At 42.1% G+C, this 17,503-nt stretch carries 21 protein-coding genes and 1 pseudogene; 9 read left to right on the forward strand and 13 right to left on the reverse strand.

All coding sequences use genetic code 11. The features are described from left to right. The first annotated feature begins 47 nt into the window (after nucleotides 1-47). The 3 genes from HUS26_RS11645 to HUS26_RS11655 are packed head-to-tail and all read left to right on the forward strand — an operon-like array spanning nucleotide 48 to nucleotide 1,642. On the forward strand, nucleotides 48-341 hold the full coding sequence (locus HUS26_RS11645; RefSeq protein WP_173917309.1) for a hypothetical protein: 294 nt from the start codon (nucleotides 48-50) through the stop codon (nucleotides 339-341). Nucleotides 342-355: 14 nt separating this feature from the next. Next, on the forward strand, nucleotides 356-706 hold the full coding sequence (locus HUS26_RS11650) for a DUF1428 family protein (RefSeq protein ID WP_173917310.1): 351 nt from the start codon (nucleotides 356-358) through the stop codon (nucleotides 704-706). A 15-nt stretch (nucleotides 707-721) separates the two neighbouring features. Further along, on the forward strand, nucleotides 722-1,642 hold the full coding sequence (locus HUS26_RS11655; RefSeq protein ID WP_173917311.1) for a ketopantoate reductase family protein: 921 nt from the start codon (nucleotides 722-724) through the stop codon (nucleotides 1,640-1,642). Between the two features lie 286 nt (nucleotides 1,643-1,928). Here HUS26_RS11655 and HUS26_RS11660 read toward each other — a convergent pair whose 3' ends face one another. Beyond that, a complete protein-coding gene (locus HUS26_RS11660) occupies nucleotides 1,929-2,480 on the reverse strand; it encodes a M15 family metallopeptidase (RefSeq protein WP_173917312.1) in 552 nt (183 codons plus the stop codon). Nucleotides 2,481-2,628: 148 nt separating this feature from the next. Between HUS26_RS11660 and HUS26_RS11665 the strand changes: the two genes are divergently transcribed. The 3 genes from HUS26_RS11665 to HUS26_RS11675 all read left to right on the forward strand — a co-directional run bounded on the left by HUS26_RS11665 (nucleotide 2,629) and on the right by HUS26_RS11675 (nucleotide 4,634). Continuing rightward, a complete protein-coding gene (locus HUS26_RS11665; RefSeq protein WP_173917313.1) occupies nucleotides 2,629-3,294 on the forward strand; it encodes a hypothetical protein in 666 nt (221 codons plus the stop codon). Between the two features lie 119 nt (nucleotides 3,295-3,413). Next, the gene (locus HUS26_RS11670; RefSeq protein WP_173917314.1) at nucleotides 3,414-3,641 is read left to right on the forward strand and encodes a hypothetical protein; all 228 of its coding nucleotides are present in this window, start codon (nucleotides 3,414-3,416) and stop codon (nucleotides 3,639-3,641) included. After that, nucleotides 3,642-4,634 (forward strand): acryloyl-CoA reductase, encoded by a 993-nt coding sequence (locus HUS26_RS11675; protein WP_173917315.1) that lies wholly within the window; start codon nucleotides 3,642-3,644, stop codon nucleotides 4,632-4,634. It abuts the gene before it with no gap. Between the two features lie 543 nt (nucleotides 4,635-5,177). Here the strand turns inward: HUS26_RS11675 and HUS26_RS11680 are convergent. Together HUS26_RS11680 and HUS26_RS11685 are read right to left on the reverse strand one after the other, a co-directional pair. After that, on the reverse strand, nucleotides 5,178-5,372 hold the full coding sequence (locus HUS26_RS11680; RefSeq protein ID WP_173917316.1) for a YwbE family protein: 195 nt from the start codon (nucleotides 5,370-5,372) through the stop codon (nucleotides 5,178-5,180). Between the two features lie 77 nt (nucleotides 5,373-5,449). Then, nucleotides 5,450-5,914: a DUF2188 domain-containing protein gene (locus HUS26_RS11685; protein WP_173917317.1), complete on the reverse strand. Its 465-nt coding sequence runs from the start codon at nucleotides 5,912-5,914 to the stop codon at nucleotides 5,450-5,452. A gap of 231 nt (nucleotides 5,915-6,145) precedes the next feature. Here HUS26_RS11685 and glnA point away from each other — a divergent pair, with 231 nt between their 5' ends. Continuing rightward, nucleotides 6,146-7,456 carry a type I glutamate--ammonia ligase gene (gene glnA, locus HUS26_RS11690; RefSeq protein ID WP_173917318.1) on the forward strand — a complete coding sequence of 437 codons (1,311 nt, stop codon included), beginning with the start codon at nucleotides 6,146-6,148 and terminating at the stop codon, nucleotides 7,454-7,456. A 54-nt stretch (nucleotides 7,457-7,510) separates the two neighbouring features. On the opposite strand, the gene HUS26_RS11695 is transcribed toward glnA, so the two are convergent. Further along, nucleotides 7,511-8,575 carry a hypothetical protein gene (locus tag HUS26_RS11695; RefSeq protein WP_173917319.1) on the reverse strand — a complete coding sequence of 355 codons (1,065 nt, stop codon included), beginning with the start codon at nucleotides 8,573-8,575 and terminating at the stop codon, nucleotides 7,511-7,513. A gap of 530 nt (nucleotides 8,576-9,105) precedes the next feature. Between HUS26_RS11695 and HUS26_RS11700 the strand changes: the two genes are divergently transcribed. Next, complete coding sequence (locus HUS26_RS11700; RefSeq protein WP_173917320.1) at nucleotides 9,106-9,585, forward strand: hypothetical protein; 480 nt, start codon at nucleotides 9,106-9,108, stop codon at nucleotides 9,583-9,585. A gap of 26 nt (nucleotides 9,586-9,611) precedes the next feature. Here HUS26_RS11700 and HUS26_RS11705 read toward each other — a convergent pair whose 3' ends face one another. The 8 genes and pseudogenes from HUS26_RS11705 to HUS26_RS20040 form a co-directional block, all read right to left on the reverse strand. Next, a complete protein-coding gene (locus HUS26_RS11705; RefSeq protein ID WP_173917321.1) occupies nucleotides 9,612-10,586 on the reverse strand; it encodes a quinone oxidoreductase in 975 nt (324 codons plus the stop codon). Between the two features lie 6 nt (nucleotides 10,587-10,592). Further along, a complete protein-coding gene (locus HUS26_RS11710) occupies nucleotides 10,593-11,378 on the reverse strand; it encodes an enoyl-CoA hydratase/isomerase family protein (protein ID WP_173917322.1) in 786 nt (261 codons plus the stop codon). Nucleotides 11,379-11,474: 96 nt separating this feature from the next. Next, on the reverse strand, nucleotides 11,475-12,203 hold the full coding sequence (locus HUS26_RS11715) for a 2-phosphosulfolactate phosphatase (protein ID WP_173917323.1): 729 nt from the start codon (nucleotides 12,201-12,203) through the stop codon (nucleotides 11,475-11,477). Then, nucleotides 12,204-13,259: a phosphotransferase family protein gene (locus HUS26_RS11720; protein WP_173917324.1), complete on the reverse strand. Its 1,056-nt coding sequence runs from the start codon at nucleotides 13,257-13,259 to the stop codon at nucleotides 12,204-12,206. It lies immediately after the preceding gene. Nucleotides 13,260-13,272: 13 nt separating this feature from the next. Beyond that, nucleotides 13,273-13,671 carry a thioesterase family protein gene (locus HUS26_RS11725; RefSeq protein ID WP_173917325.1) on the reverse strand — a complete coding sequence of 133 codons (399 nt, stop codon included), beginning with the start codon at nucleotides 13,669-13,671 and terminating at the stop codon, nucleotides 13,273-13,275. Nucleotides 13,672-13,682: 11 nt separating this feature from the next. After that, a complete protein-coding gene (locus tag HUS26_RS11730) occupies nucleotides 13,683-14,549 on the reverse strand; it encodes a 3-hydroxyacyl-CoA dehydrogenase family protein (RefSeq protein WP_173917326.1) in 867 nt (288 codons plus the stop codon). A gap of 23 nt (nucleotides 14,550-14,572) precedes the next feature. After that, the gene (locus tag HUS26_RS11735; protein ID WP_173917327.1) at nucleotides 14,573-15,352 is read right to left on the reverse strand and encodes an SDR family oxidoreductase; all 780 of its coding nucleotides are present in this window, start codon (nucleotides 15,350-15,352) and stop codon (nucleotides 14,573-14,575) included. Between the two features lie 4 nt (nucleotides 15,353-15,356). Continuing rightward, a pseudogene (locus tag HUS26_RS20040) lies at nucleotides 15,357-15,553 on the reverse strand (acyl-CoA dehydrogenase family protein); the annotation flags it as partial. Nucleotides 15,554-15,872: 319 nt separating this feature from the next. On the opposite strand from HUS26_RS20040, the gene HUS26_RS11740 reads away from it, so the two are divergent. After that, complete coding sequence (locus HUS26_RS11740) at nucleotides 15,873-16,973, forward strand: NADH-dependent flavin oxidoreductase (RefSeq protein WP_173917328.1); 1,101 nt, start codon at nucleotides 15,873-15,875, stop codon at nucleotides 16,971-16,973. A 36-nt stretch (nucleotides 16,974-17,009) separates the two neighbouring features. Here the strand turns inward: HUS26_RS11740 and HUS26_RS20045 are convergent, their stop codons facing one another. Next, entirely contained in the window at nucleotides 17,010-17,429 is a 420-nt protein-coding gene (locus HUS26_RS20045; RefSeq protein ID WP_254434185.1) for a hypothetical protein, read from the reverse strand. Nucleotides 17,430-17,503: the final 74 nt, after the last annotated feature.

The following is a 17,503-nucleotide window of genomic DNA, read 5'->3' on the forward strand; positions in this document are numbered from 1 at the left end:
ATAGCGAATAACTAGTATAAAGAACCTAATATTAAAGGAGCACCAAAATGAATCGAACGACAATTTTAAAGTGGATCACAGGAATCTGTGAAGGCCTTTTAGCTATTCCCATAGCAGGAGGTACATTTATAGTAAGTATGACATGGACCCCTTTACTGTTTATGTTTGTCCTTCATACGATTACTCTCATTATATCAATTAAAGATGCCCGTTTTAGCTCGGGCAGCATCTTAGGCATGATCACAAGCTTTTTGGGAGCTATTCCGTTTGTCGGCTGGGTGATGCATACCATTACGGCGATTGTGCTTTTAATTGATGCGGCTGTCGAAACAAAAAAATGAAAGGGTGATTTCTTATGTATACAATCATCTGCTTCTTTCGAGTTAAAGAAGAAAACTTGGACCTTTTTTTAAAAACAGCAAAGAAAACAGGGAATTTACTTATGTCACATGGAGCTATAGATCACAAGCTGTACTGCTCTAGTGAATTAACCGGACAGCAAGGATCCATGGGGCTGCTGAACCTTTTCGAACTGGACGAAGGCGAAGAACTCATCATGGGACAAAGCGTATTTAATAGTGAAGAACACTATTATGAAGTGATGAAAGATACAGGAAACGATGACATTATTCAATACTTAAGCAGCTATATGGAAGATCTAGTCGAAATGGAAAAAACGATAAGCTCGAAGTTTCATTCAGCTTAGGGGAGGAGACGGAGAATGAAAATTGTTATATTAGGAGCAGGAGCTCTTGGCGCATACTACGGAGCAAGGTGGCAGGAGGCCGGCCATGAAGTTATTAACCTGGTAAGAGAAGGACGGGCCCAGCAGCTGCGGGAAAAAGGACTAAAGCTCCACAGCACGATGGGTGATTACGAAGTTCCAGAGGTTAACATTGCGGAAAGCCCGGACGAAATCGAAGAAGCTGACCTCATTTTTCTTTCCGTAAAAGGCTATCACCTTCACGGAACGGTCCATTGGCTGAAATCCCTTGTTCAAAAAGGAGCTAAGGTTCTTCCTGTTCTTAATGGAGTGGAACACTTACCGATTCTTCAAAAAGAGCTTGGAGAGGAAGCAGTCATCGGCGGGCTGGCTTATATCATTGCAACTCTCGATGAAAACGGCCACGTCGTACATACGAGCCCTTTTCACGATGTCGTCTTCGGCCCTCTCCACCCATCTCAGCAGCAAATCTGCGAGGAGTTAAACCTGGCTTGTAATCAAGCCAATATGAATGGCAGCCAAAGTTCAAATATTTTAGAAGATATTTGGAACAAATACATGTTTATCTCTGCTTTTTCAGGAATAACTACAGCGACCAACCTTCCTATCGGTGAAATAAGAAGCTTTCCGCAGACATTTATTATTGCAAAAAGACTTCTTGAAGAAATGAAGGATTTAGCGAATGCACATGATATTCATTTAACTGAAGAACATGTAAATAAAGCTTTTGACAATCTTAAAGGTTTTGATCACGATATGACTTCTTCGATGCACCAGGATCGCCGCAAAGGGCTCCCGCTTGAAGTAGAGCACCTTCACGGAGGGGCCTTAAGACTAGCTGCCGATCATAATGTACCTATGCCTTACACGCAAACTATCCATGCGATGATTAAACCGTTTGAAGCTTATCAGGAATAAAAAAGGAAGATCCTCAATTAGAGGATCTTCCTTTTTTTACTATTGAATCCGGGCTCGAAGACCACTGCGCTTTCCGCGGACGAACGCCAAACCCTCTTCGCGAAAAACCCACGCTCCAGGATCTCGGATCGCCTGTTTTTTTAAGCAGGAGTCTCTCGTTATTCAATCCCTCCGCCTTGCACGAAAATGAAATAAACTCTCCTTCTCATAGCTCATTTGCTAATTAGAGGATAATTCTTCATATACGCCTAATCTCGCAGGTCTTCCATTAAAACTCAGCCCCTCTTTAATTTTCTATAGGGTCCACCCGCGGCCTTTTTCCGTTTTGCAGCTGCCGGATGCTCAAACCAAAATCCATCTGCAAGTGGGGATAGTCTTTGAAGGAACTCCAATCTCCTCCCCATTCAAAGCCTAATTCCTTCGCAGTATCTGCAACTTCCATCCAGTCTGCTTTTCCATTTTCATTATCATCTCGTTCTAAATCCCAGACGATGTCACCTGCATCAGTTCTTAAAGCAAAGTCGATCGCCAGTCCGTAATTATGATAGGATTCTCCTCCTTTAGCATAGGAAACAACGTTCCCTTTAGCTGAGCGTCCCCTTTCATATATTTCTTCCTGTTCCTCGATCGTGCGCAAGCCGTCTGTAATGACTACATCAATATTTTTTTCTGCAGCCCGCTCAATCAATTCATCCTTCTTTTTCTCAACGGTTGGATGGAGCTGTGAAGGCAAATTCCCTTCCTCCACTTCGTATATGTTCGAACGCTGATCCTGCGTTTCAATAAGTGAATAAAAAAATAAACCTCCAGCGAAAGCAAGGAACACAAACCAGACCATTCGGTTAAAACCTGCTCTCAAATATGCTCGTTCCTTTCTTCACAAAACTTTTCACCTATTCTATCACATCCCTCCTGGCTCTACATTTATCGACACTTGGCCCTCATGATATAATAGTCCTAACGACTTTTTCGATCAGGAGGCCATTATGGAAACAGGCAGACAAAAAACAAAAACCATTTATGAAATCCTGATGATCGTTCTCGCTGCCCTTTCTGTCGCTACTTTGTGGCAGCAATCGGATTATGACAGTTACATTGTATGGGGGACGTGGGGGATCTTTTTTATAGATTTCATTTATAGATTATTGAAAAGTCCGAATAAATGGGACTTCATAAAGCAGCATCCGTTTATTGTTATCGCAGCCATTCCTCTGGACGCGGTATTTCAATTTGCCAGATTCGCCCGGATTCTCCACCTTCTGCGCTTAAAATCAATTACTAAGTATTACACAGCTCCTTTTATTCGCTTCCTTAGGAAGCAGCACCTATCTTATGTAGCCGGACTCACTCTGGTCATCATTTTTATTCTTATTATTCCCCTTAAAATTATGGAACCTCCTCTTGAAAGCTACGCTGGAGCTTTTATCAGTTCACTCACTGCTCTTACCTTTTTTGGAAGAACAGGTTTTGAACCAGAGACAGCCGGCGGCCAGATCATTATTGTAGTGTTAACTATTCTTGGCGTCATATTACACGGACTGATTATAAGCACCGTGATTGATTATGTCTGGAATAGTTCTTTTGCAAAAATATTAAGAAGAAAATGGAAAGGCCAAAGCAAGCAAGAGCAGCCTTATAAAAAGGAATCTTAAAAACGCTGATTATAGCAAATCAGCGTTTTTTTAATCTCAAATTCACATTTTTCAAATACTTCCATGTATGTTGTTTAAACCTTTTTTAAAAAAGGAACATTTTAAGTGGAGGTGAGCCCATGAGTAATAAATCTGACCATAATAAAAATAAACCTACCCAAAAAGAAATTGAGAAAGAATTTGAAAAAGATCGGTTCACAGAAGACCCGATCCCTACAGAGGATGTAAGACAAGAAGAACAAGAGATTAAAAAAGGCGAGAAAACGAAAGACAACTCCTCAACTGAAGAAAAGTATGACGAGGACTTAAAAAACAAAGAAAACAACCACAAGGAAGGTGATGATTAAGTGACAACCTTTCAGGCCTTTCAGATCAGCCGTAATGATAACGGAGAAATAAATGCACAGATTGAAAACTTAAATAAGAAAGATCTCCCTCAAGGCGATGTTCTTATTAAAGTTCATTACTCAAGTGTTAATTATAAGGATGGGATGGTATCCACACCTGATAATCCACTCGTTAAGAATTATCCAATTATTCCAGGAATTGACCTGGCAGGGGTCGTCGAAGAGTCTGATGATCCTAAATTTAAAGAAGGAGACCAAGTCATCGCCACCAGCTATGAGATTGGAGTCAATCATCCTGGCGGTTACAGCGAATATGCCAGTATTCCTTCTGAATGGGTGGTCCCGCTGCCTGATGGGATTTCACTTGAAGAATCAATGATCTATGGAACGGCTGGTTTTACTGCAGCCCTCTCGGTTCATCGTCTTGAAGCAAACGGCCTCACACCTGAAGACGGACCAATCCTTGTAACCGGAGCTTCTGGCGGCGTCGGAAGCATGGCCGTCGCAATGCTGGCTAAAAGAGGTTACAATGTCGAAGCCAGCACAGGCAGTAAAGAACATGAAAATTATTTAAAAAGACTCGGCGCACAAAAAGTCATTTCCCGGGAAGATGTCTATGATGGCAATTTAAAGCCTATCCAAAGTGAAAGATGGGCAGCGGCCGTTGATCCTGTAGGCGGTGAGCAGCTTGCTTCGCTGCTGGGACAGCTCAAATATCAGGGCGGTGCCGCCGTAAGCGGATTAACAGGTGGAACAAAAATTCCAACACAGGTTTATCCATTCATTCTACGGGGTATTAGCTTGATAGGCATTGACTCTGTGAACTGTCCAATGCCGCTCCGCAAGAAAATTTGGCACCGGCTGGCTGACGACTTGAAGACGACTGATGCTTTTGAAGAGATTAAATCTGTAATAAACCTAGAGGAAGTAACCGATACATTACAGAGTATTCTTCAAGGAAACACCCGCGGTCGAGTAATAGTAAAACTTTAAATAATGGTAGTACTAAAACAGGCAGAAACACTTCACAATTGACAATGAATAAGTTGTATAGTATATTTTTATATTAGTACCTTCGCTAGGAGGTAACTTCGGAACAATGAAAGAAAGAGTGATGTGAATGAGACTGGCGTTCTGCTACGTTTTATCACGACTTAATCACACTGGATCAGCTACGGAGCTGTAAGGATGCAATAGAGGTAGGGATTGCGTCGTTTAAGTTGATAGAAACTACCATGTAGAATCACAACCGCGGCTAGGTAGGTTTTAAAAAAACCTGTTTGATAAACGAAACACATAAATGAATTATTCATTAATCCGAACAAACTACGAGCGAGTCAGACACAAGTCTGGCTCGCTTTTCAATTTATTGGCGTACTTTTTATGAGGAGGAATCTTTCATGCCCTCATATCTGCAAAAGCTTATACCTGAAGATGTACGGTTTTTAGTAGATTTTTCAGAGCTTAAAGATATAACAGAGGAAATGATCGGGGAATTATCAAAATAAAATAAAGCGATAGGCCACGCCCACCGCTTTATTTCACAATATTTTTCACTCGTCCAACCTGTCCATCCTCTAACCTCACTTTAATGCCATGAGGATGAAAAGGTGAATTAGTTAAAATATCTTTTACGATTCCATGTGTTAAAGCACCGCTGCGCTGATCTTTCTTTAATACAATTTCCACTTCTGCTCCCGGTGCTATATCTTTTCTATTTTGTCCATTCAAAGAAAACGTCCCCTTCCTCCAATTATTCTAGCATTAACTCATTAAAAAAAGCACCCGTCCTGGTGCTTTATCTAAAATTATTCTTTAAAAGATTTTTGTTTTTGAACGCTTCCGTCTTTTTTATGAATAATCACTTTAGTTCCTTTATTCCTGGCAATTTCTTCAGCCCTCTCTACAGCATCTTGTTTTTTCTCATAAACATTAGACGGCTGCTTGGCATCTTCTGTTTGAACAGCCCAGCCCTTTTCATGGCTGACGACATGCTCACCTTTATCCATTAGCTCAGGGCGGCTGGAATCCTGCTCTTTGGCCTCTTTATCCCTGCTTCGCAATTTTTTATCAGACATATTTCTTACTTGATCAATTTCACTTTTACTCGCATTATCGTACCATTCCTTAGCCTGTTCAGTCGCGATCGGGATAGCTCTCCCTTCATCATAGCCTTCATCAATCATTGCATTAGCAATGTCTATGGCTTTCTTACGGACGGTTGTGTCGAGGTTTTTTAAAGAGCTTGGATAATCATTTGAATCCCAAGGCATACCACACACGCTCCTTTTTTAAAGTTTCTCATTCTTTTCCTCTTTTATAATGTCTTTAAACAAATTTTATCATCCAGAATACGGAAAAATCCAACAATTTGATATTTTTATAATTTTTCGAGTATAAATATTAGCCAAACGTTACATATTGTGTTAGTATTTCTAACATAACAATTTTCAGAGATTAAGGTTTTCCTTTATTCTCAAAAAAACAAAGGTGAGGAGAAAAGTATGACGTATACTAAACAATCAATCTTAGAAACTGTGAAAGAGAAAAAAGTGGAATTCATTCGCTTGGAATTCACAGATATGATGGGAGATACGAAAAACGTAGAGCTTCCTATTGAAGAAATTGAAATGGTGTTAGAAAATGAAGCTATGTTCGACAGCTCATCGATTTCCGGTTTCTCTGATATCCAGGAAAGCGATATGTATTTATATCCTGATTTAGATACATTTTTAATCTTGCCCCAAGAACTGGACGAAGATCCGATTGCTCGATTTATTTGTGATATCTATACTCCTGATGGTGAGCCATTTGAAGGAGACCCTCGTTATATCCTTAAAAGAGCAATGAAAGAAGCTCATGACTTAGGTTATACCGTAAATGTAGGGCCGGAGCCTGAATTCTTCCTTTTCAAACTGAATGACGAAGGCTATCCAGTTCGTAAAATGAACGACCGTGCCGGTTATTTTGATGCTTCTCCTAAAGATAAAGGCGATAATGTCCGCCGTGATATTGTCCGCACGCTGAAAAAAATCGGCTTTGAAATGGAAGCTTCCCACCACGAAGTTGCCAAAGGGCAGCACGAAATCAACTTCCGTTTTGACGAATTGATTAAAACAGCTGACAATATTCAAACCTTTAAAAACGTCGTAAAAGACGTCGCTACTAATCATAATTACCACGCGACATTTATGCCTAAACCAGTGTCAACAGATAATGGCTCTGGTATGCACTGCCACCTATCCTTGTTTGAGGATGGAGACAGCGCCTTCTATGATAATGGAGCACATGATGAGATTTCCCAGATTATGAAATACTTCATGGGCGGTATTCTTAAGCACGCCAGCGGAATTACTGCTATTACCAACCCGAATGTTAACTCATATAAGCGTTTAGTTCCCGGCTATGAAGCGCCGGTAAGTGTAGCCTGGTCTCACGCTAACCGCAGCTGTATGATCCGTGTGCCAACTACACGCGGCATGGGCACCCGTTTCGAAGTTCGAAATCCGGACCCGACAGCTAACCCTTATTTAGCTTTAGCTGTCCTTATTCAGGCCGGTCTTGAAGGAATTAAAGAAAAAATTGATCCAGGCGAAGCTGAATCCCGTAACCTGTATGAGGTTACAGATGACAGCATCCCGACTCTTCCAACCAACCTGAAGGAAGCGCTTGAAGCTCTTCGGAAAGATGAACTTCTTCTTAATGCACTTGGAGAACATACTTCAAAAGTGTTTATCGACGAGAAAGAAGCTGAATGGACGGAGTACTCCCTGCAAGTAAGCAGCTGGGAGCTTGAACATTATATGAACAAATAATCTCAATTAGTAAACCTGCTGCTTTTAATTCAAAGCAAGCAGGTTTTTTTTAGCTTATTCTTCTTCCTCTAAAGGTTCATTCTTCTTTAAGTCTTTTTCCATCTCATTAATTTCTTCCGTGATTTCATCCAATTTCCCTTCAAGTGCACTCATAAACAAAAGTCGTGAATCAACGTCCTCCTCTTCAAATTTTAATGTCTGGCCAAGAATCTGCTTTACTTGCCTCTCCAATTCTTCTACCAGCTCTAAAGTGGCATGATCCTCTTCCTGTTCACTTAATTTTTCATCAAGCTCTTTGATCATATTGTTCAGATTAGTATTTTCACCTTGCAAGCTTTCATTTTCTTTCGAGAGTGAGGTGATTTTTTGTTCCAATTGATTTTCAGTCTCTTTTGCTTTATTCTTTATCTCCACTAATTCTTTCTGTTTAGACTGAATATTTTTTTCGAGTTCTTTTTCTTTGTCTTTGGCACTCTTGATGGCCACTTCAAATTCATGTATTACTTCTTTGTTTTTAGAAGCTTCTGCTGCAAAACTTTCTTCTTTCTTGCTTGCTTCACTCTTTGCTGTATTTAATTCTTCTTGTAAAGCCTGCAGGTTACCTTTAAGCTCTTCCTCTTTATCTTTCGCCTTAGTAATTCCCAGTTTTAAAGCGTGGATCTCTCTTTTCTTTTCTTCATGTTCTTTTTGCAAATTCACGTAGCTGGCTTGTAATAATGCCATATCGTGCTGCTGCTGGGACAGACGCTGCCGATTTTTCTTAAGTTCTCCTTCCAGCGATCTTACTTCGTTCGTTAAGCTTTGTTTTTGACTGAGAAGACTCGAATTCCTTCCTTTTAGCGCCGATGTTTCTTCGGAAAGCTTTTGATATTTCTCTTTTGATTCGGCCAGCTCTTTTTCGAGCAGGCGGTGCCTTTTTTCAAGTTCTCCTTTCGCTGCCTGCACTTGGGAACTTAAGCTTTCTCTTTCATCCAATAGCCGTTCATTATCATTCTGTAATTTCTCTAATAAGGAATAGTGGTAATTGTCTTGGTAGTCCTTCACTTTTTCCTTATATTTGTCTAATTCGGCTTTAAAATAAATTAATTTCTGCTGCAGCTGAATAGGATCACTTTTCATCCATACTACCTCCCATACCACCTTAGGTCCAGGTGTTTTATTCAGTCTTTTACATCATCATTTTATTTTTAAACTTTTTAGTTAAGAAGTGAAATTACCTCATCGAAGTTTTCTTGATTAGCTGCGAAGACATTATCTATTTTTAATAACAACTCTTCTGCCGGATAAGAATCCTTATTTCCCAGCAGGTGTTTTTCCCAATTCATCCTCAAATAGAGCATAAGAATGTTTGCCTGACAATCTGTTTTCCAATCGATTCGCGATCCTTTCCTTCAATTTTTCTCATCGTTTTCCTCCTGTTTTAAAATTGTATATGTAAAACAGCTAATAGTAGTTTGCACACACAAAAAGAGAGTTCATTCTCTTTATCGTATGTTTAAATATTTTTCAATATCACCCGTACCTTAGTGGCTTTTTTAAAATATTTATTCCTTACTTATTATTTTTTCGGTACAAGCATATGGTGTTACTAACCAAAAAAATAACAAGACACCAAGAAACGACAAAACATATTTAAGGAGGAGACATTCATGAAGCATCAGAAAGCTACTAATGCCAAAAAAATGGATCACCTAAAAAAGAGATTTGATTCTAATAAAGAAATGTTGGGGAGTGTCAATATTGCACATAAAGTAGATCTATCGATTAAGGAAGATTTGTTATCTGAGGCAATTCCGACTTCTTGTCCTTTCCCTCCTTCTAAAGTCCCTTTAAAATCACATTTCCATAATAAAAATCATTGCGGGTTACCGACTCGCCGCCAATTAAATTTTTTAATTAGACATTCCCCCTCTTTTTATGGTCACAACAAAAAACAGAGCTCCAAAACTAGTCACTGCAATAGAAAAAGCTCACATCCACCCATTCAAAAACAGCCTGTTGGCCCTCGCTCAGCAGTATCTAAGCAACGGGATGAGGAAGACAAAGTGATGAACACCGAAAAGGAGAAAAGGCTGACTGTTAGGAGGCATAAGCCTCCTCCATTTTTCAGGGAAAGGAGTTGTCCATGAAAAAACCGCCCATATGGACGGTTTTTTTATGGTGTTAAGATTATTTTGCCTTTCGTTCTCCGGCCCTGCAAAAGCTCATGCACTAAAGCCGCATCTTCTAATGGATATACTCCTCCGAGCGTGAGCTTGAGTTTGTCTTCCATCACAAGCTGAAGGATTTCTTTCAGGCTTCGCTGAAACAGCTCCGGCTTTTTCATAATTTGCGGAAGGAAAAACCCAACAACTGATAAGTTTCGGTTCATTAGTCCTGCAGGGTACATAACAGGCGGTTCTCCGCTGGCTGCCCCATATACTACCACTCTGCCAAAGGAACGCATGCATTTGATCGTTTCGTGAAAAATCTCTCCTCCTGCCATCTCTAAAGCTACATCAACACCTTTTCCGCCGGTAACTTCCAAGACTTTCTCCCGCCAATTCGGTTCCGTATAATTTACCAGCTCATCCGCTCCAAGCTCTGCAGCCAGAGACAGCTTTTCTTCCGTACTTGCTGTAGCAATGACTTTACCTGCCTTGAAGTATTTTGCCAGCTGAACGGCCAATGATCCAACTCCACCTGCTGCAGCATGGACCAATACAGTCTCCCCCTCAGTGAGCCTTCCCATCGTTTTTAAAATGTGATAAGCGGTCAGGCCCTGCAGTGGAAGGGCAGCAGCCAATTGGTCACTTACTCCTTCAGGGATAGGAATAAGGCTGTTTGCATCAGCCACCGCATACTCTGCATAGCCTCCTGATGAAATCAGAGTAACGACACGATCTCCCTCGGAAAAGTTTTTCACATGATCTCCGACTTCCTCAATGACTCCAGCTACTTCAGCGCCCGGGATAAAAGGCAGCGGTGTCGGAACTACATAGGCCCCTTCCCTTCGAGCTGTATCAGCATAGTTAACCCCGATCGCTGTAACCTTTAACAGTACTTCATGACCCTCTGCTGCCGGCTGGTTGATATCCGTATATTTGAGAACATCTGGGGAACCGAATTCCTTAAATTGAACAACCTTCATCAGCTCTTACCTCCCTAAGAATTCGGGCTTACGTTTGTTTTTAAAAGCTTGAACTCCTTCTTTGTGATCTTCTGTGGAAACCATAATTGCCTGTGTTAAGCGCTCCTGCTCCAGAATATCCTCAAGGGAAGAGCGTTCTGATAGATCTACGAGTTTCTTCATCATTCCTATTGCCCGACCAGGTCCTTTAGCCAGCCTTAAAGCATAATCCATGGCGTCGGCTTCCAGATTTTCTAATGGTATGACTCGATTGACAATCCCCCATTGTGCGGCCGTCTCAACAGGGATCGGTTCAGCTGTGAAAAGGAGTTCCTTCGTACGGTAAGGGCCAATCAGTTTGGATAAGAAGTAGTGGCCGCCCCCATCTGACACTAGTCCTACCTGTGCAAAACTTAACACAAACTTACTCTCTTCTGCTGCTAAAATCTGGTCACAGGCAAGGGCCAAATTAAATCCAGCGCCAGCCGCATATCCATGAACCACCGCAATAACAGGCTTTGATAAATCTTTAATCTTTAGGATTAACTTGTTTAGTTCTCCTACATGCTCATAGAGGTGATTAGCCGTAGAGTCACCCATCGTTTTTACATCTCCGCCTGCTGAAAAAGCACGTCCGGCGCCACTAAGCACAACTACCTTGATTTCGGGATTTTGTTCAGCTTCTGTCAATGCCTCCTGCAAACCGGTGATCATCTCGTCTGAAAAAGCATTCAACCGCTCCGGCTGATTTAGTACACAAGAAAGAATCGGGCCTTCCAGACTGGCCAGCAAATGTTTATTTCCTAGTTTCATAATTTCATTCCTCCCAAATGGGTGTTTTTTATTTCGGGTCTTTCTGTTTTCTTTTCATGAAACGGTTGGTCTAGTTCGTTTCTTTAAAAGAATTCCTTATTCAACCAGCCTTATCTGACTTGAGGAAGAATCGTATTTACTAATGACGTGAAACAACCCTTCCTGGGCGACAAATTTAATCTCCTTTTCATCCATCCCAAATCCCATCAAGATTTGACCGATTTTAGTGGATCTCAGCAGATCAAAGGGCGAGTTTGGAATTCCGTTATAAAACAAAAGAGCGGTCTGAGCAGAGTCTGTTAAATCGAACTCTCCCATTTCTACAAGGTAGGAAATCAGGCTTCCCGCACCGTAAAAGTCCTCCATTGTAAAGTGACCACTGGTACCAGAACAGACGAGAACAATCGTTTCCTCAAGATGATTTTCAACGATATGCTTAGCCATTTCCCGATTATTTAACAGGGAAGAAGTATATAAATGATCCGCCTGGCTGGAACGGTTAACAGCTACTGTCCCATTCGTAGTCGACAGGATCAGATGCTTTCCTTTTACTATAGGATTGAGGAATGACCTTAAAGGATGGTGGAAGCCTTTGATCGTCCGCCCCTGCTCTTCTCCGGCAAGTACATGAGCTTCATCCAATGACTTTGCCTTCTCACGTGCCTGAGCCTGATCATAAACGGGTATTACAGATGTTGCTCCATCAGCTAAGGCCGCTGTTATGGTTGAAGTAGCAAATAAAACATCGAATACGACTGCTACTTTTCCCCTCATTAACTCAGGATGAATATCTTCCTTCTTAAAAATCAGCTGGATGCTCCCCATTTATATACCTGCCGTTTCTTCCGCATGCTGTATCAAGTTATTGACGAATACATTCATATTCGCAAACCGCGGATCATTCGTCTGGCCATTTTTGTATCTGTAATAAATCTGCTGGATGATGCCTGCCAGTTTAAAGTAAGCGAACGTTAAGTAAATGTGCATCTTTTCAACGTTACGACCGCTTTTTACGGCATACTGCTCTATAAATTCATCACGAGTGTAAAACCCTTCCCGGGCGGTTAATGGTGTTTTACCAAGCCCCCGCTGCAAAATCTTCGGGTCGTCGCTTTCAATCCAATAGCTCATAGCAGCACCTAAATCCGCCAGAGGGTCACCGACTGTTGTCATCTCCCAGTCAAACAAACCAACCATGTCACCTTTTCCATTGAAAAGGGCATTATTCAGCTTATAATCATAGTGAATAACGGACGCTTCTGAATGGGGAGGGATATGTGCGATCAGCCATTTTTTGATTCGTTCTCCTGAGACGACATCATCCGTTCCTGCTTTTTCAAACCGTTTAATCCAGCCATGAATCTGCCGTTCCATAAACCCGTCAGGCTTAACCATCCTTTGAAGCTCTGTTTTTTCATAATCAATCCTGTGAAGCTCTACCAGACGATCAACCATAGTTTCTGAGATTTTGCGCCCCATTTGAGCACTTCCACTTATCCCTTCTGGAAACTCAGTGTCTAACACAAGTCCATGTCTTCGCTCCATAAGGAAAAATGGCTTACCTAGTACACTGCCCTCATCAAAGACTAAAGGCTCCGGTGCTAATGGGAATACCGGATGCAGCGCCTTTAATACATTATACTCACGCTCCATATCGTGAGCTTTCGGTGCAACGGGTCCCATAGGAGGCCTGCGGAGCACTGCTTCCCAGTCTCCAATCTTCAACTCGTACGTAAGGTTTGAGTGGCCTGTGCCAAACTGGTTAATAATAAGAGAATCTGAAGGCAGGTCAGGAAATCTTTTTCTAAGGAAGGCTTCAAGCTGGTCATGAGGCAGCTCCTCCCCCTTACGAACTTTTTGAGTATCATTCACTCTTGTCACATGAACATCCTCCTTATTTAACCGCAAGCTGATGGGCTTCCAGCCCTTTTTTCATTTCATCTGTTAAAGGACGGCTTTTCTGCTCACTAAAATCAAATTGAACGACTACCGTACTTCCTTTAGCCGCTAAATCGCCGGAGCTTTTGATATACATATCCTGCTCCATGTGAAAACTGGAAGTGCCAATCTTACTCACACCTGTTTTTAAGATGAGCTCCTGTCCGTAGTAGACCTGTTTTATAAAATCACACTTGATTGAAGCCACAATGAAATTCCAGTCATCATCTATAAGGTTTAAATCCTCAAAAAACTTAATCCGTGAATCTTCCATATAGACAAAATAATTGTTGTTATTTACGTGTCCCAGTAAATCTGTTTCACAAAACCGGACATTAATCTGTGTTTCATGCATCTGCTTCACTCCTAGATCCTTGAATGATAATCATAAAATCCTTTGCCTGTTTTTTTGCCAAGTTCTCCTGCTTCTACTTTGTCGACTAACGTTTTGGACGGTTTATCTTTTGGATCCCCGGTTTCCGCGTATTGCTGCAGCATTACGTAATAACCTACATCGATTCCTGATAAATCCATTAACTCAAAAGGACCAATCGGGTGACTTAAAGCTTTTCGGGTAATCTTATCGATATCTTTAAAGTCAGCATAGCCGTCCTCATATAACGCCATCGCTTCCTTCTGAATGGCGAAAAGGATCCGATTAGCAATAAACCCGGAAATCTCCTTTTGCAAAAGGACCGCCGTCCGGTTCATCCGTTTACACACGTCCATAGCCAGCCGGGCCGTCTCCTCAGAGGTATGTTCTCCTTTTACTACCTCTACACAATCCATAACTAGCGGCGGAAAGAAAAAGTGCATATTGCACACCTTATCCGGTCTGCTGGTAACATCAGCGATCAGGGAACTGACGATGGTAGAAGAGTTAGTCGCAAGCCCCGCGTGGTCCGGTGCTGCCTTATCAAGCTTTTCAAAGACATCCTGCTTCACGTCCAGCTTTTCGATCACCGCCTCGATTACGAGGTCGGCATGGCGAGCGGCCTCTTCAAGATCTGTCGTAAAATACAGCTTTTCAAAAGCACGGTCCCGCTCTTCCATAGAGATCTTGTCTTTCCCTACCCACTTATCCATAATTTTGTTAAGTTTGTGCCTCGCCTGCTTTAACACTTCCTCATTTACGTCATGAATGTTGGTATCAAAACCGGCTAGAGCGCTTAGCATGGCAATTTGATGCCCCATTGAACCTGCGCCGATGACCGTCACATTTTGGATATTCATTACCTTTCCTCCTTAATTATGAATCAGCATGAAGCGTGCATTCCGCCATCAACAACTAATACATCTCCCGTCACATAATCAGAAGCAGCAGAAGCCAAGAACAATGCCGCTCCTTTTAAATCCTTTTCACTGCCAAACCGCCCCAGCGGTGTACGGTCTAATATAAAATCCCCTCCCTGTTCAAGAAGGCCCCGCGACATTTTTGTCGGAAAAAATCCAGGTGCCAGTGCATTTACTTGAACATTGGAGCTTCCCCATTTCACGGCTAAGTCTTTTGTAAAAGTAATCACAGCCCCTTTACTGGCGTTATAGCCGACCGTATCCATAAAACGAGGGTCTGCTCCTCCAAGACCTGCTATAGAAGCAATGTTAATGATCTTCCCGGACTGCTGTTTGACCATGACCTCTCCGACTTTCTGCGACATAAGAAAAGTGCCCGTCACATTGACATTCATTACTTTTTGAAAAGCTTCAAGCGGCATTTCAAGCGCCGGAGCTCCCCAAGTGGCTCCACTGTTGTTTACTAAAATATCGATCTTCCCAAACTCCTGGACAGTGTGATTAACAACATTTTGAATATCCTGAGCATTTGTTATGTCACAAGAAAGAGCCAGTGTTTTTACACCCCTCTGCTCTTGAAGTCGCTGAGCCACTTCTTCACAGGCTTCCTTTTTCCTCGAACACAAAACAATATCAGCTCCCGCTTCAGCCAATCCTTCTGCAATTTGTTCCCCTAAACCTCGGCCTCCGCCTGTCACAATCGCTGTCTTACCTTTTAAATTGAACAGCTCCATTACATGCATTCCTTTATCCCTCCTTGTATTTCGATCGTTCAAGCTTGGCTGTTCCGTGAACTTCGCCCGGCCATCAGCAAGCCGCAAAGTCCGCGAATTTGCCCACTAAGATGCTAATGTATAGTCCGTCGCTTACCCTGCTGCACCATGACCCTGGATCGCCCGATCGCTCACTCGTAAAGCCATATTTGATGCGACGACTTTTATCATGGGCTTCTGTCTCAGTCGCACTGCAATTAAACACTTCCGAAGCCATTAAAGAATGCATCAGCTCACAAAGATGGGGCGTCCTCCAAGTTCGATAAACCATCCCCATATGTATCGTCAGGCAAAAGCACATTACAAAGAAATTCTGATGTAATCACCCCTAACATACCAACCGGTAAGTATCTTCCATTTTATACCGACTATTCTGATAATTCAAGCAGTAAATGAATGGTTATTCATTAGACACCGTCAAAGCAGATTAGAGGACTTTTTTTAAAGAACGGTGATAAACTATTTCTTGAAAGAGGAGGTCCACCCACTCATGAAACTTTTTGAAAAATACACTCTGCCCTCAGGAGCTGAGCTTAAAAACCGTGTCCTGATGGCCCCTATGACAAACTTTTTATCCAACGACGATGGAACTGTATCCCTTAATGAACTCGACTACTATGCCCGGCGCTCTGGTGGTGTAGGCGCGGTCATTACAGCCTGTGCCAATGTTAATAAACATGGAAAAGGGTTTGACGGAGAAATCGGTGTCGATCGAGACGACCAAATTCCTGGACTGAGAAAGCTTGCAGCCAGCATTCACGAAAAAGGATCGAAAGCTATTTTACAGATCTATCATGGAGGCCGCATGTGTCCGCCGCATTTAGTACCTAATGAAGATATCGTCAGTGCCAGTGCCGTAGCAGCAGTTCGTGAAGGAGCAAAAACACCTCGGGAAATGACCGAGGAAGAAGTGCAGCGTACGATCGTCGATTTCGGTGAAGCGACAAGACGGGCGATCGAAGCTGGATTTGATGGGGTAGAAGTTCACGGAGCGAACACGTACCTACTTCAGCAGTTCTTCTCCCCCCATTCTAACCGCCGTGAAGATCAGTGGGGCGGAAACATCAGAGACCGAATGAACTTCCCATTAGCCGTTGTGGAGTCTGTTTTAGCTGCAGCAGCCTCTCATGCGAAGGAGCCGTTTATTGTCGGCTACCGCTTATCACCGGAAGAACGTGTAGAACCAGGGATTACAATGGAAGATACTCTGCAGTTTATTGACGTATTATCTGAGCAAAATCTGGATTACCTTCATCTCTCTCTAGGTGACTTTTACCAAGGCTCTATGAGAGATAAGACGATGACTCAGCCCGTGATTCGGGTGATTCAAGAACGTATAAATTCCAAAATTCCGGTCATGGGAGTAGGCTCTCTCTATACACCGGAAGAAGTAGAAAAAGCATTAGAAACTGTCCCTCTCGTGTCCTTAGGCCGTGAACTTCTAATTGAGCCGGACTGGGTGCGTAAAGTAGAAAACGGGGAAACGGTCAGAACTAAAATGGATAAAGAATACAAGGAAGATGTCTTAATTCCAGAACCGATGTGGACGAGAATTATGAATGTACCAAACTGGATCCCTGTTAAAGAGTAAGAAAATAAGCCCATCCTTTTGAAGAGGATGGGCTTATTATGTAAATTCTTTTAGAATCTTTTTTAGAAAGGGGAGGGTGTAAACGGTCTGGTCTTTTAAGTGCAGCTCTATCCAGGCGTATTCCTCGTCTAATAAGCAGGCAATCTTCTTTACTGCTTTTGTATGGGAGGCTGAAGTTGCATGGTTTTGAATGAAGATGATTTCTGCGACGAGTTCATCAGGCAGAGAACGATTCGCTGTCTTTAATCCAAGCTGGGCTCGTTCAGGAAAATATCGATGCAATAGGATCTTTGCTAGATTTTCCACACTATTTTGCAGCATTTTCACACTCCACAAATCATTCCCCCGGCCTGACGCCTTCTTATATTGCAGCAAAAAGAAAGCTGCGTCATCTACCGCATCTATAAATTCCTCATTTGAGAGCTCTAAGTTTTGAGCAGGAATAAATTTTCCCATTCTCTTTTCGGGATCGTACAGCACTTTAATGTAATCTTTTTCTAAGAGAGTTTTCTCTGTAACCGTAAATAAAT

It is taken from the genome of Halobacillus sp. Marseille-Q1614 (genome assembly GCF_902809865.1).
Classification (GTDB): Bacteria; Bacillota; Bacilli; order Bacillales; family Halobacillaceae; genus Halobacillus_A.